This is a genomic window from Dialister sp. (assembly GCF_047832375.1).
In the GTDB taxonomy this organism is placed as follows: domain Bacteria; phylum Bacillota; class Negativicutes; order Veillonellales; family Dialisteraceae; genus Dialister.
Window position 1 is genome coordinate 2,613,795 of the sequence record NZ_CP181256.1, and the last position, 14,107, is coordinate 2,627,901.

At 44.6% G+C, this 14,107-nt stretch carries 9 protein-coding genes; 2 read left to right on the forward strand and 7 right to left on the reverse strand.

Annotated elements, in window-relative coordinates; translation table 11 throughout:
* Positions 1-162: 162 nt before the first annotated feature.
* Complete coding sequence (locus ACFWUL_RS10355; RefSeq protein ID WP_416177227.1) at positions 163-1,380, forward strand: ATP-binding protein; 1,218 nt, start codon at positions 163-165, stop codon at positions 1,378-1,380.
* A gap of 376 nt (positions 1,381-1,756) precedes the next feature.
* Here ACFWUL_RS10355 and ACFWUL_RS10360 read toward each other — a convergent pair whose 3' ends face one another.
* The 7 genes from ACFWUL_RS10360 to ACFWUL_RS10390 form a co-directional block, all read right to left on the reverse strand.
* Positions 1,757-1,924 carry a hypothetical protein gene (locus ACFWUL_RS10360; RefSeq protein ID WP_273317580.1) on the reverse strand — a complete coding sequence of 56 codons (168 nt, stop codon included), beginning with the start codon at positions 1,922-1,924 and terminating at the stop codon, positions 1,757-1,759.
* Positions 1,925-3,178: 1,254 nt separating this feature from the next.
* A complete protein-coding gene (locus ACFWUL_RS10365) occupies positions 3,179-6,163 on the reverse strand; it encodes a type III restriction-modification system endonuclease (protein ID WP_416177228.1) in 2,985 nt (994 codons plus the stop codon).
* Between the two features lie 10 nt (positions 6,164-6,173).
* Positions 6,174-7,328, reverse strand: coding sequence for a DNA methyltransferase (locus ACFWUL_RS10370; RefSeq protein ID WP_416177230.1), 1,155 nt, complete (start codon positions 7,326-7,328; stop codon positions 6,174-6,176).
* 172 nt (positions 7,329-7,500) lie between these two features.
* Entirely contained in the window at positions 7,501-8,277 is a 777-nt protein-coding gene (locus ACFWUL_RS10375; protein ID WP_322350056.1) for an ATP-binding protein, read from the reverse strand.
* Positions 8,267-9,838 carry an IS21 family transposase gene (gene istA, locus ACFWUL_RS10380; RefSeq protein WP_416176889.1) on the reverse strand — a complete coding sequence of 524 codons (1,572 nt, stop codon included), beginning with the start codon at positions 9,836-9,838 and terminating at the stop codon, positions 8,267-8,269. Before istA ends, ACFWUL_RS10375 begins: the two co-directional genes overlap by 11 nt.
* A gap of 168 nt (positions 9,839-10,006) precedes the next feature.
* Entirely contained in the window at positions 10,007-10,780 is a 774-nt protein-coding gene (locus ACFWUL_RS10385) for a site-specific DNA-methyltransferase (protein WP_416177231.1), read from the reverse strand.
* A 160-nt stretch (positions 10,781-10,940) separates the two neighbouring features.
* The gene (locus ACFWUL_RS10390; RefSeq protein ID WP_416177232.1) at positions 10,941-12,737 is read right to left on the reverse strand and encodes a GmrSD restriction endonuclease domain-containing protein; all 1,797 of its coding nucleotides are present in this window, start codon (positions 12,735-12,737) and stop codon (positions 10,941-10,943) included.
* 242 nt (positions 12,738-12,979) lie between these two features.
* On the opposite strand from ACFWUL_RS10390, the gene ACFWUL_RS10395 reads away from it, so the two are divergent.
* Complete coding sequence (locus ACFWUL_RS10395) at positions 12,980-13,864, forward strand: hypothetical protein (RefSeq protein ID WP_416177233.1); 885 nt, start codon at positions 12,980-12,982, stop codon at positions 13,862-13,864.
* Positions 13,865-14,107 lie beyond the last annotated feature (243 nt).

Genomic DNA, 14,107 nt, shown 5'->3' on the forward strand with positions numbered 1-14,107 from the left:
TTATCTTTCCTTATAATATCGTATATTTTCATTTCTCAATGATATACTCTCTCCAATACTTTTAAAAATATATTGGCTCTATTCCCAAAACTTTTGAAAATAAAAAGTTTTGGGAATATAATAAAAGCAGGACGTTTATCAACCATGAAACAGGAGGTACCTATGATTATTCCACGGCCACGCTACGTAACCCGGCTTTTACATGTAAAAGATAAGAGTATCATCAAAATCATTACCGGCCTTCGACGCTGCGGCAAGTCCACCCTGCTCTTTGATCTCTACTATAAAGAGCTGCTCCGACTTGGGGTGGCGGCAGACCATATTATCGGGGTTTCTTTGGAGGGAATCAGGAACTGGCAGCTTCGCGATCCCATGGAGCTTTATCATTATATTGAGGCCCGAATTCACGATAATCGGAAGGTATACATCTTCCTTGATGAAATCCAGATGGTCCCCCATTTTGAAGATGTGGTGAATGGGTTGCAGCATGATTTTAACTGTGACATTTACATTACAGGTTCTAACTCGGAATTTCTTTCTTCCGATGTAAATACCCGTTTTCGTGGAAGAGGAATCGAAATCAAAGTACTTCCCCTGCTCTTTTCTGAATATTATGGGTATTATGGCGGCGATAAGCGGGAATGTTTCCGACAGTACATGATGTATGGTGGCATGCCTTACCTCCTGCAGGAAGAAAATCCTGTAGATAAGGCGGCCTATCTCACCATGATTGCTGACACGGCGTCCCTGAAAGACATGGAAGAAAGATACCATATCAGAAACACCGATGCATTCCGGGGCATCGTGAGGCTTTTGGCATCCTCTATCGGATCCTATGTTTCTCCAAATAAAATAGCAAGGACTCTATCCGGTGGTGAAAAAGAAAAAATTACTTCTAAAACTGTCAGCACCTATCTGGATTATCTATGTAATGCCTTCCTGTTTTACAGGGCTCGGCGATATGATATCAAGGGGAAGGAATACCTGAAAACTCTGCAGAAGTATTACATAGCTGATATTGGACTCCGGAATGCCATACTGGGATTCCGGCAGCTGGAGCCCACTCACAGTCTGGAAAATATGGTATATCTGGAATTGGTTGGGCGGAATTATCTGGTGGATATTGGGAAAAATGAAAATAAAGAAATTGATTTTCTCGTACGCAGTCCTGAGGACACCTACTACATACAGGTCTCCTATCATATAACTGATTCCCGTACCAGAGAACGGGAACTGTCTTCTTTCCATAAGCTGGATGACGGGTACAAGAAAATTATCATTACCATGGACGATGATCCCTACGAACAGATGGAAAGGGGATATAAAAAAATAAACGTACTCGATTTTCTCATGAATGAGCGGGCGTTGGAGGAAATATAAAATAGCACCGTTGTGCAGCCAACGGGCGTGCGAAGGGATGGGAGCTCTGGGCTTTCAGCCTTGAGCTGTTCAGGCCCTGCGGGCAGATTCGCCTGCGGCGAATCTGTAGCTAGTGACTAGATCTAGTGACTAGGTGGTCAGGCCCTGCGGGCCGGTCCCATCAGTTTTCATCAGCTAACCCCAGCCCGGTGGGCAGCCCTTTCCCCGGGGAAGGGACCTCGTGCATCGTCATCCTCGCGCTTCTTGTGCAGAGTCATCAGGGTTCCAACGGCGGCGCAGCCGCTAAGAGTTAGCCTCCTTCCATCGAGTAGGAGGCGGGCTTCGGCCCGCCGACCTCTCACACCACCGTACGTACCGTTCGGTATACGGCGGTTCTTTAGTTTTCGCATTCCTGCTTATGCAAGTCTGCGATGATGTTGTTGTGTTCAGCAATCCTCACATGGATGGGCACTCCGGCATATCCTTGCTGTTCCGCAGCTGCTTTCTGCCAGTAGTCTTCTTTCTGAAGTTGTCTGCCTTTAAGCCCATGGTTGGTTACTTTCATTGACTAACATCTCCTAAAGTTCGGCCCTTCCCAGATGCCTATGAGCCATCTGGTACTATGGCCTCTGCTGACTTCTCACGGCAAATCTTATTTCAACCACAGCACAGCCCAGTAAATACAGCCTTATTCTGCTGTGTCCGTGAGACCTCCCCAGGTAAGAACGCACTCTTTCTCTCCATATATCCGCCACATGTACTCTGCAGAATTCCGTACAGCTATGGGATATCAGTTTGTCAAGCAACCTTATCCATCCTGCCGTAGCCTTATGTGGTTCTTGTACATCGGACCGGAGATTTGCCTGCACCTTCCTTCAGATTCCACCTCACGATGGACACCCTTGGTGTTCGGCTATGACCTTCCCGCTGTCGGGTAGTCTTGGGACTTTCACCCTTGAGAATACGCCCATGCTGGGCGCACCAAAAAAAGCACACGTCGTTATAACGTATGCTTGTGTAAAACGCTTAACTGAATAGCATTGCCCCTCCGGGGGAAGTCCCACGAAGCGGGCAAGGGGGTGCATTGGGTGGAGGAGCCACCTGATCAGCTTTTATGCGAAGCTGAAATGTATGGTAGGGCATAATTATTCAGTACTTTTGAGTTTTTCAGCGGCCTCTCCTTGGGAAGGGGCCCCCGCCAGGGTGGGGTTAGCTGATGGAAACTGACAGGCCCCGGCCCACGGGGCCGGACCGCCGGCCACCCATCCAACCAGTCCCACCAACCCGCTAACTCACTATTAAGCTTTCATGAGAAATCCAACTTCCAGTTGTGAAATAGGGGGTCTCCCGCAATTTTAATATATGGAGGGGCAAATCAGGAGCCCTCTTAAGAGCAGGCCATTTTCATAAAAGTACGGCCCTTTTCCCAAATCCCGGGTAAGGAAAAGGACCAGAAAAGAAAACATCCTGTTTGCGCAAGGGCTTCTCCTTTCCCCACCCCCTCCCGTCCGGAAGGGAGCGGTAAGCAGGATCCTGCACAGCAAGACAAAGATTCATCCACACGAAAACACGGAATTTCGCCACACATCTCACGGAATGGCAGGCTTTGACGACCAATCCTAGAGCAGCCTTCGGCAGAGAGGGAAAGCCTCGCTTATCCCGCCAATCTTCCGATACGCTAATGCGCTGATGCCTGATTCATGGCGGCCTTCGATGCATGAGAAATTTCGGCTTACGGTTCCGTGTTTTTGTGGTGATTAAACTCAAAAAAACAGTCATATAGAAAAGCCCCTGCCGGTTTTCAGCAGGAGGCTTTCTGTTATCCATGGAGTAGGACATCATCAATAATGGCTTTCATTTTATCTGATTTCATCTGTCGATGGAAAAATACTTTGTATCCTTCCCGCGATAGATTCTCGAAGAAAATTTCAGCGCAGCGAATTTTTACCTTTTCATCATCTGTAAGGTCACTTTCTTTTTTATCCTTAGTTTCTACAATCAGATGAAGTTCCTTCTTTCCATCCTTCTTCTTTACGATATACATGAAATCAGGGCTGTAAGTACCGCCGGAAATAGTGGGAATAGCTATACTTCTCCGCGGGATTTTGCCGTATACCACGATTTCTTCGATGTCGCCGGATTTGATATTGGAAAGTTCCAGCGGCGAATCATAGGCCATGACATCGTAGAGATATTTCTCAGACGGAGTCCCCTCTTCCAGATAGGTTCCAATGCGGCCCTGGGCTATGGTTTCCAGTGGATTTCCAGCCGCATCGGTTAAAGCGGTCTGTTTCGACTGGCTTTGGGCGGAGACATAACGGAAATGTCCGGAAAGATGATTCATTTTCCACATATTCCAGGCATCACGGAATTTTTCGATGGTTGCTACATTGAAATAGGTCTTATCCACCTGCGGATGTTTCTTTACATATTTTTGGAAGGACCGGTGCAGTGTGGGTACGGGGAGATTAGTCAGTCTTGAAATATGGACGAGAAATTCTCCGTATGGGACTTCCCTGGACAGGGTATACTGCACGCCGGTTTCATTTGTAGTCTTGAGAGGTGTGCCTTCATCACCTGTAATCCGCCCGCCTACCAAAGTACGGTCACTGGTCAGGGTGACATGGGCAAAGATAGGATTATTCGAATCTTCGAGGATATCATACACCCTGTCTTCCAAACCCCGGTCGAGATCTTTGTCATAGAGAAGGAGGTAATTCTTATTCACCTTTTCCCAAAGGTCCTTGAGCTCCCCGTATACGTTCTTACGGATTTTTACCGGCGGATTCTTTACTTTATTGCGGTCTTTGATCTTATCCAGCTTCACACCCACATTGAATTCCGGATATTCCATAAAAAAGGCTTCCCGGTTATCTCCGACAATTTCATATTTACGGGTAATATACTTTTTCATAAGTAAATCGAGGAAGAGGTCATCCGGATCCATGTGTCTGGCTTCAGCAGCTGCCCGTACCATTTCGTCACTAATGACTGAGGTAAAAGATACATCGGCATTGATCTGGTCCACCAATTTCTGGGCAAAGTCTCTTTCCGTAAAGTCCACGATGTAATTCAGATAGAAGGTTTCATTAGAAATACGACTGCCGTATTCATCTACCGGCAGGCGCAGACCACGGCCCACTTCCTGGAGTTTACTGATTTCACTGCCACTGGAACGGAGCTTACAGATTGTGAAAACATTCGGATTGTCCCAGCCTTCTTTCAGTGTCCATTTGGAAAAGAGAAAACGAAGTGTATTCCATCTCCCATCTTCTGTCTTGAAGGAAATAAGCTGCTTTTTTTGATGGAGGATGACATCGACTTCCTGGGCAATAGCTTCATCACTGCTGCTGTTATCTATAGCGAAATAACCGGCATGGCAGGCGGAAAGATCGGCAAGGCTGGCATCCAAATAGTCTCTGTATTCCCTTTCATCCGGTCCCAGTTTGCTTTTCATGGAAAGCATAGCCTCTTTCAAAAGGCGCTCGAAAGATTCCAGCAGATAAGGCTTCTTTCCGTCTTTTCCAGCTCTGTAAGACGTCACATCATCAATAAAGAAAAGGGCCAGCGTCTTGATTTTGTTTTTTCGTCTGGTGAAATTATCCCGTTCTATCTCGAAATGACGCTGCAGAGCCAGCTTCATCATCTGGTCCTGGTAAGATGGCATCATAGCGGAAACTTCCATTTCTTCGCCAGTACTTTTTTCGACACCATTGGAAAATACCACGGTACTACGGCTGATGGCCGTAATGGTAATTCCTTCCAGGTCATCGCTGATGACGGAAAGAGCATCTCCTTTTTTCAAAGCAAAAAACTTTGATTCTTCTTTGTCTTTCGTATATTTGAAATGGACTGTTTCCTTATTTTCAATCGATGTGATCTTAAGCTTTTCTTCCCTCTTATTGATTGGTTCGAAATGTTCCTTTGCTACGCCTTTGATCAGGCCCATATTAAATGATTTGCAGGCATTCAGATCGTAGACAAGGTTTTCATAGTCTTTAAAAGTCTGCTTTTTCTTTCCCCGTCCTTCTGTCTTTTCCGGGAACGTGGCCCCGAAGCGGATAATGCACTGTGGTTTGATTTCATCCGTAATGATCTGATAGGATTTCTGGTCCCTGGCAAAGCGGTGGGCTTCATCAATGATAACAACAGGCTTCGTGGCTGCTATCCCATCAAATGGCCGGTAGAATCCCATGGCGCCATATCCATAATCGTCCCGGGCCAGCATCCCCTTGGCCGAATTAGAAAGAAGGTGCATATTCATGACAAGGGTATAAATTTTCTTCCTGTTCTGCGCCGATCCTTTGATAAAATCGGATACGACAGATGGGAAATAGGATTTCCCCTTCTTTTTCTTCTGCGCAGAAAGGATAAGGGCATCGAGATCCGTATCATAACCACAGTCTTCTTTGAAATGGCGGCGCGCATAAGGATCCTGCAGAAACTGGCTGGTTCCGGCTTTGATAGCCAGTGTCGGCACAATGATGATAAATTTATTAAACCCATAGAGCCGATGCAGCTCATACATAAGTTTCGTATATACATAGGTCTTGCCTGTACCGGTTTCCATCTTCACATCAATGGTCAGGCAGTCTCCGATGGGATGGTTCCGCCTGTCCTCCGGCCGGATATTGACGGCTTCGATATCATGGATATTCCGCACCAGTGTCGCATCGGTCAGGTCAACCACCGGATTCCTGTAAGAAGCAGAAGGCTTCTTGATATAGACATCTTTGAAAACATCGCATACCGCTTTTACCGCCTTCTCCTGGTGCGGCAGGCCCTGTTCGAGAATAAGATCCATAGCCGCCTCCTTAATACCGGATGTCCAGGGAGATGCGGAGATTATCTTCCGTATCCCTGAAATGGGTAAGATTATTCTTCAGGTTTTCCAGTTCCGTCCAGGTGAAATTGTATCCAAATACCACCACATGGGTCGGACGGAAATGAGAATCCGTCCCATACCGGTCCATCAGTGCCATGACCGCCTCCTCCGGCATCTGCGGTTCAATGAGGTACAGGTGCTTTCCGATGAAATAGCCTGTATATCCATGAAGATCCACTTTTTCCACTTCCGAAGCTTTGGCAAAATGGTAGCCGTCTCTTATGAGCCAGGTGGCAAGAATCGTATCCTTCCCAAATTTCTTATAGATATTGTTATCCGTGAAAAGGTCCGCATCGGACTCAATCGTGAAATTCTCGATGAGATCTACCACTTCCGGATCCGGTTCCTGCAGGGTGTAATGACGGAAACCGAGATCTGCTTTTGTATCGGGATTTGCTTCTTTGATTTTCTTGGCGGCGCGACGGATACGTTCCATGCCAATTTGGTCGAGAAATGGTGGCTTATTAATAGATTGTAAAAACTCTTTTGCTTGTTTCTGTGACTGAATACTATCATCTAATTGATCAGGTAATTGTACAAGTATATATTTATAATGTTTGTTTCTTTGAACGTTTGCATTCATCACAGCATGTCCTGTTGTTGCAGAGCCAGAAAAGAAGTCCAATACTATATCACCATCGGTAATATTAGGTGTTATAAATAAAATTCGATCAATGAGATCTACTGGTTTTACATAGTCGAAAACCTTTTTACCATCAAAAATTTCACGTACTTCACGAGTCGCCTTTTTATTACCATCCACATCAGTCCACAAAGGCGATGGACGTTTTGTTCTGCCCTCCAAATAATACTTAACGTACGGCCACCAAATTAAACCACCATCACGCTTTGTCTTTTTCCATAAAATCAGACCTTCATCAACCAGCCTATCATATGTTTTCTTTTCAACACGCCAACGACCTTCATACCCAGCAGCTGCAATTGGGAAAACATCATTACCATCTGGATCTTTGATTGCGTAAAACATATTAGGCCTGTCTTCCCTGCGATCATTGCTTCCGGTTTTTCGCAATTGATCATACGCATATTTTCCTTTATTATCTTCATTTTCAAAACGCTTCAAATCATGTTCATTTAAAGGTAATCCATTAATATTGAATATTACGCCGTTTGAGAGCCACCCAATACGCGGTTGAGAGCCACCTTGGTGGCCTTGGTAAAAAAAGCAAATACGCAGATGAGAGCCGTCCGCAGTCGGTGGACAGTGGACGGCTCTCCTGCATTATCTATATTTGTTAGTCAGCGGCAACTTTTACTTTTGAACCCTTCATTTCTTCTTCAGCAAGCCGTTGGCGCATGGAAACTTGCCCTTGAATCTCGAGTTTATAGGAGCCTGGGATAATCCGGTCAAGAATGGCATCTGCCACGGCTCCGCCACCAAGCTGCTGATGCCATCCGGAATAGGACAACTGGGAGCAGAAAATCGTAGATACCTTTCCAAGTCTGTATTCCAGAAGTTCCAGAAGGCTGTCGCTTCCGTTCGCTTTAACGGGAAATAGCAAGAAATCATCAAGAATAAGGAGCCGAACATTCTGAAGCTTCTTCAGATAGTCTTTCTGCTTATTCTTGGATTCTGCCAAAGAATAATCCATGAAGAAATCCGGCAGCCGAAGATACAGAACTTTGTATCCGGCACGGCAGGCATTGAGGCCCAATGCATTGGCGATGAACGTCTTTCCGCAACCGGTGGCACCGCAAAGGATTACATTACGCTGTTTGTCGATATAGGCATTGGTTTTCAGATAGTTGATGAGATTCCGATCCAGGTGACGGTCAGGAAGATACTGAATCCCGGAAAGATCAGCCTGGCTGTCGGAAAAATGGGCATTCTTGATGAGCCGCTTCAGCTTATTGTTGAGGCGTGCATCGGATTCTTTGTCGACAATGAGTGTAAGGCGCTCATCAAAAGTCATGTCAGCATATTGTTCGGGGTTCTCAATCTGATCCATATAGGCTTTGGCCATGACGGACAATTTCATTTCCTGCAATTTACGAATAGTGTCATTCTTCATGGTGATCACCTCCATAGTAAGCGGCACCTCTTACGAAAGCATGGGAATTGTCGTCAGCATTACTTTGCGGGGCCGTCTGGCATTCGGATTCTTCCGGTGTAAGTCCAATATCCAGTTTTTCATCTAAAATGCCTTTGACCAGCTTGTAGCGGGGAACCGGCATTTTCTCCAATGCAAGGCGGCAAGCCTTATCCAAACGGTCGGTTCCGTATTTTTCACTGAGCTTCAAAAGCCCAATGCATCCTTTGTAAGCCTGTTCTTCTACACGGTAGCTGCTTAAGAGTCTGTTTACCACTATTTCTGCAGATGGACCGCATTTCTTAGCCCAACGGCGGAAACGGTTTCCATCCCACTGGCTGTACAGCTGATGATTGGGAGGCATGTGCTCTGTAATCGTATCATACTGTCCCCAGCGACCGGTAAGACGTCTGTGGCTGGCAATCCGGGTCCCTTCATAGTAAATTTCTACTACTTTGCTGGTGAGCCGGACATCGACTCTTTTGTGAACATAGCGGAAAGATACGGAATAATTCTGGTGATCTACGGTTATATGGTAATTAAGCTGCACCGTGGCTTTCCGCCATTCTGCATACTCATAAGGGAAACGGGGCAGCGGCTGGAGAAAAGGAAGCTCTTCGGTAAGAAATACGGAATACCGGCTTCCATCCTTCTTTTGGAAAGGCGCTTTGTTGAATTTCTTAAGCAGCCCGTCCACAGCTGAATTAATCTCATACAGGCTGAAAAAATGATGGTTGCGTAGCTTTCCGATGATGTGAGTGGTGAGCTGACCAACACTTCCTTCAACGGCAGCTTTATCCTTTGGCGTTAACACACGGGCTGGCAGAATCGTCATGCCATAGTGATCTGCCAATTCCTGGTATGCCTTGTTGACCACAGGGTCTTCGTATTTCCTGTTAGAAACGATTCCGGTCTTAAGATTATCCGGTACAAGAAGCCGCGTGGAGCCACCGAAAAATGCCAATGCGTGGATATGTGCCTGAATCCATGATTCCTCTTTCATATCCGGAAATACTTCGGCATAGCAGTACATACTGAAAGGCAGTGTACATACAAACATATATGTCTTAGATATCGCTCCTGTAACAGGGTTGTACAAAGGAATTGTAGTACCGGCCCAATCCACCATCAGTCTCTCACCAGGTTTGTGGTGGATATGCATGGTCAGGCGGTTGGAACTCACGTAATCCCGGTACTTCTTACAGAACTGTGTATAGCGGAAATAAAGCTTTCCCGTTTCACGACAATCCATCACATACTCTTCCCAAAGCTGTTTGAGCGTAACACCGTCTTTCAAAAGTTCTTTATGCACAAAGGCATAATCCGGAGGTGTTTGGAGAGATGCAGCTACATCATCCGGGAATAACTTCTGGTGAAGCACATCGTCAGGCAGCTCCGGCAATTTGCCAGGATCCAACCCCTGTACCTGGTATGCCGTAACAACTTTGGAAACTGTATTGCGGGATACTTGGAGCGTTCTGGAAATGGAGCGCTGGCTTTCACCGTGGAGAAAGTGAACTAAAATCTCTTTTTCATTAGCCATTGAAACCACATCCTTTCGTAGAACAAGTGGGAATATCTCCACAAGTCCATTGTACAAGGACAATTGGTGGCTCTCTAGCGCGTATTCAAACAAAAAAGCAGGTGGCTCTCACCTGCGTATTGGGTGGCTCTGAGGAGCGTATTGGGTGGCTCACTTGGTGCGTATTATTCAAATATCAAGATCAGGGTTTTTGCCATAAACATATATGTAATCAAATGATGAACCCAAACCACCACTATCTTGTCCTGTTGTTTGACCAGTCGCGCGGCAAATGCATCCAAGACATCTTTCTTCGCCAAAAATTTCATCGCAAATTAACTTTAAATTTGCAGCCTCATTATCATCTACAGAAATAAATATTGCTCCATTCTCGGTAAGTAAATCACGAGCTAACTGCAGCCGCGGATACATGAATGTAAGCCATGCGGAATGGGATGCCGACTTTCTTTTCGTAAATTTCATAAGCCTTTCAGCATCTACGGCATCGATGGACAGTTTCTCCATCAGATCTTCTTCTGAGAAATTGAATTTATCGTTATATACGAAGCCATCAGAGCCGGTGTTATAGGGAGGATCGATATAGATGCACTTGATCTGGCCCTCATAGGATTTCAGGAGATGTTTCAGCGCATCGATATTATCGCCGCTGATATAGATATTGTCACTGTCCTTATTTTCCGGCAGTTTGTTGTTTTCTTCATCAGGGACAACGACCGTCGTGGTATCCAGGGACGCTAAAAGGCGGGCATAGTTTTTTCCAAGGAAATTCAGCTCATACCCTTCATTATCTATCGTTACTTTTCCAGTCAGGATCCGCTTCATTTCGTCAAAATCAAAGCTGCCGTCCCTATGAAAACAACCGGGGAATAAATCTTTCAGTTTCTTTAATCTTTCATCTTCCGGTTTTACCGTCTCATTGGATTCCAAAATATCCTTGATCATCTGGCTCCTCCTGCTTTTACATAGCCCTCGCAAATTTGTTCTATACGGTTATTATAACATGGACTCAGGGTTTCTCCTAACCATTTATACCCTTATGAATGTATCGCCCAAACACAATTCACCTAGGAAAAAAGCCTCATAGCGAGGCTTTCTTCCAAAGTTATAATGCTTCATAATACTTATGGATTTTCTGGGCCATGAGCTTCCGGCGTTCCAGTAAGAATTTCTCGTAGTTATTGATATCCATATTTTCGAATCCATCAGGAACACAGTTCTGCCGTAGGTTCTCTTTCAATACATCCTTATCAACAATACCGCCATAAACAGGCTTCTTTGTATGGCACTGGTTCATAACTTTTCTCATATATACGCACGGCGGATCATCGCTGATTTTGATATTGATTTCCTGCTGGATAAAAACGTAATTAGCAATCTGGTTATACATACCTCTGGTCAGATGATTCTTCGTCAGATACTTCTTCGGAAATAAGTGATGAATATCTCCCCTGTTTTCCAGCATGCTTTCCACTTCGATATGATCTGATAAAAAGCCTTTATCATGTTCTTTTGCCTGGGCAGCAAGGAACACGTTGAAATAGGGACTGCTCGCCACGGAAGTATCAAATCTTTGCGGCAAAGTAACCTCCCAAAATGCATCCGACAAATCACCTGCTTCTGTTACTCTCAGATACTCTTCCGGGTCATTATAGGAGAAAAAGCGCTTAATATCATAATCAAAGGCCGATTCTGGCGATCCTGAATAACGTCCTGTCAAAATGGATAATACAACCCAGCGACGGACTATTTTTTCTATCTTGTTTGCATCAATCTTACGTTCTTTCAAAGCCAGATAAAGAGCATAATCAAAGTTTAAAACGTTTTGGGAACGGACCATAGACGGTCTGACTAAGCCGGCAGATTCTACAATCATAAGAAATCTTTCATAGTTAGTCCTATTGACAGCATTTAAGACGGCTTCATGAAGTTTTTTAAACGATTCTTCTTCAATCTCTATTTTAAATTCTCTGGTCTCAAAATCACGTCCGGAAAGCAAACTTACCAGATCAGACAGTCTGCCTCTTTTGAATTTATAGGTAAATGCTACGCGCAAGATATCAGAATACTTTGCTTTATATATAGGGTTGATTTTTCCAGCGGCCCACTTAATGGCATCGAATTCCGGCTTAGAGCAAAAATCAGAATCACTATCCTGAATAGCTTTCAGATCTCCTGGTTCTTCTAATAAGTGACAGAAATAATCGATTGTTTTCCTGGTCACGTTTCCGCCATACACTTCATTGGATGAAATTTTTGACATAGCAAAATCAGCCTGGGACAGGACAACACCTTTTGAGTTGATCCGGATAAAAATTTCCGTGACACTGTCAATATCCAGACTTTCATTCAAGCTGATAACGCCAAGCCGGTTATCCAGGATTTTCCGCAATTTGGTAATAACCGAGCTAATTTGGGATCGCTGATCGTTAATCTGATTCTTTTCGCAGTAATCCATAACAAAATCGAAGGGTTTAAATGAGGCATCAAAGACTTTAGAAATATCATGGATCCATTTACTGCTTTTCTCGTTCGCCGAGTTTGAGACCTCGAAAACTTCTTCTATTGGGTTAAAAGCTATGACTATACGACTCCATTTATAATGACTATTTCGTACTTCCTGACCAACAATAGCCGCAGAAAGAGCTGTGATACGCTGCTGACCGTCAATCAGGATCTTCTTTCCATTTGCGGTACTACCATCCTTTAATTTTACTTTTGGATTCTGCCACAAAACGATATACCCAACCGGAAATCCTTTGTATAATGAATCCATCAAATCCCTTACTTTGGTAGAATCCCATACGAAAGGTCGCTGCATTTCAGGTATGGCCATCTCTCCGGTTTTTATATTTGTCAGTAAAGTTTCCACTGCATAATTGTTCACTTCATAGCAAGCCATCGGTACACCTCATCTCCGAAGAACAACTATCCGTTAAAATATGTCTTTAATAACAGTATATCATAGCGAATAAGCAACCGAGCACCACTTCATAAAAAGGGCAGACCATTAATACAGAATTCCTCTTCTGAACTTCTTCGATTCATTACATGCTCGTGCCTTTCAGCATGCTATACTAAAGAAAAATAAGGACGATCATATTTGCATTGGGATTCTATGTTTTTCGTGAGAGGTGAAAGGGTATGAGTCTAGGAGAGTATATTACACGGCGGGAAGAAGAAGATGGCATCAACGAATTGGATGCAAAGCGGCGGGATGAGAACCTGCGGCACTGCGTCAACTATGTATTTGAATACTTCAACAACTGTCTCGTCACTACGACGGAAGACCAGCTGACGCCTGTCCTGCAAAAGAAAGTGGATAAATACAAACTGACGCTGACCCGTTATTCGCCGGAGATTGAGGACTGGCTGGTCGCCCTGTTCATTGCCAACGGCAAGCAGCTCGATAAACCATTAAGAAATACCATTGACCGTCATCCCTATTTTATTCTCTACGATTCAGAAGCAGAACTGCGGGAACTTTCGTACGACGTCTATTCGGAATTGAAAAAGAGGTTTCCTTTCCTCGATGGCCAGGCGGAGATGCTCTTCCAGTTCATCAAAGACTACCACCGTGCCCAGAATGTCATAGAAGAAGATGACAAGGACATCTATATCAACGAAAAGGTGTCAAACTGGGTCCAAAATACCCACAAAAACTACGGAGTAAATGTCATCAGTTTCTGTGCTAACTGGCTGAGATATTATATGAACAATCCTCGTCTTTGGCCTTCCCAGTACAAAAGTATACACGATAAAGAGATGTATGAATGGGAGAAAAAGAATAACAGCAGTTTCAGGCCCTATGATCCCTTTCATTGGGACTATAAATACCGGAGTAACAGCAATCTTTTCAATATTCGACAGCTCTACTATGATATGCCAAAGAAGCCATTCACTAATAGAAAGAAAAAATATTTTGAGGCAATTATGCTGTATATTTATTTGAATATATGGGGCTTTGATGATGATACCAATCCCTATTGGCCTGAATATCTAAAAATGACCTTCCCTGAAGACTGCTAAAAAGTGTCGGACACTGGCAGGCTTATGTGTTATCGAATTATTCGTAAATAAAAGAAGCTCCGAAACAATATCTCGGAGCTTCTTTTTATTGGGGGCCCGGCCATTGATGGCACAGGTATCGAAGATTGTCTTATGGGAACTTCGTAAGCTGATCAGATCTACTCGCCAGGCCCTGCGGGCCATTTTCATCAGTTCTCATCAGAATCCCTCACCCCGGTGGAGAGCTCCCTTTGGGAAAGGGAG

What these genes read in the sequence shown, in the direction of transcription:
- ACFWUL_RS10355 (WP_416177227.1), top strand. Translation starts at nt 163, where the DNA reads ATGATTATTCCACGGCCACGCTACGTAACCCGGCTTTTACATGTAAAA.
- ACFWUL_RS10360 (WP_273317580.1), bottom strand. Translation starts at nt 1,924, where the DNA reads ATGAAAGTAACCAACCATGGGCTTAAAGGCAGACAACTTCAGAAAGAA.
- ACFWUL_RS10365 (WP_416177228.1), bottom strand. Translation starts at nt 6,163, where the DNA reads ATGGATCTTATTCTCGAACAGGGCCTGCCGCACCAGGAGAAGGCGGTA.
- ACFWUL_RS10375 (WP_322350056.1), bottom strand. Translation starts at nt 8,277, where the DNA reads ATGAAGAATGACACTATTCGTAAATTGCAGGAAATGAAATTGTCCGTC.
- istA (WP_416176889.1), bottom strand. Translation starts at nt 9,838, where the DNA reads ATGGCTAATGAAAAAGAGATTTTAGTTCACTTTCTCCACGGTGAAAGC.
- ACFWUL_RS10385 (WP_416177231.1), bottom strand. Translation starts at nt 10,780, where the DNA reads ATGATCAAGGATATTTTGGAATCCAATGAGACGGTAAAACCGGAAGAT.
- ACFWUL_RS10390 (WP_416177232.1), bottom strand. Translation starts at nt 12,737, where the DNA reads ATGGCTTGCTATGAAGTGAACAATTATGCAGTGGAAACTTTACTGACA.
- ACFWUL_RS10395 (WP_416177233.1), top strand. Translation starts at nt 12,980, where the DNA reads ATGAGTCTAGGAGAGTATATTACACGGCGGGAAGAAGAAGATGGCATC.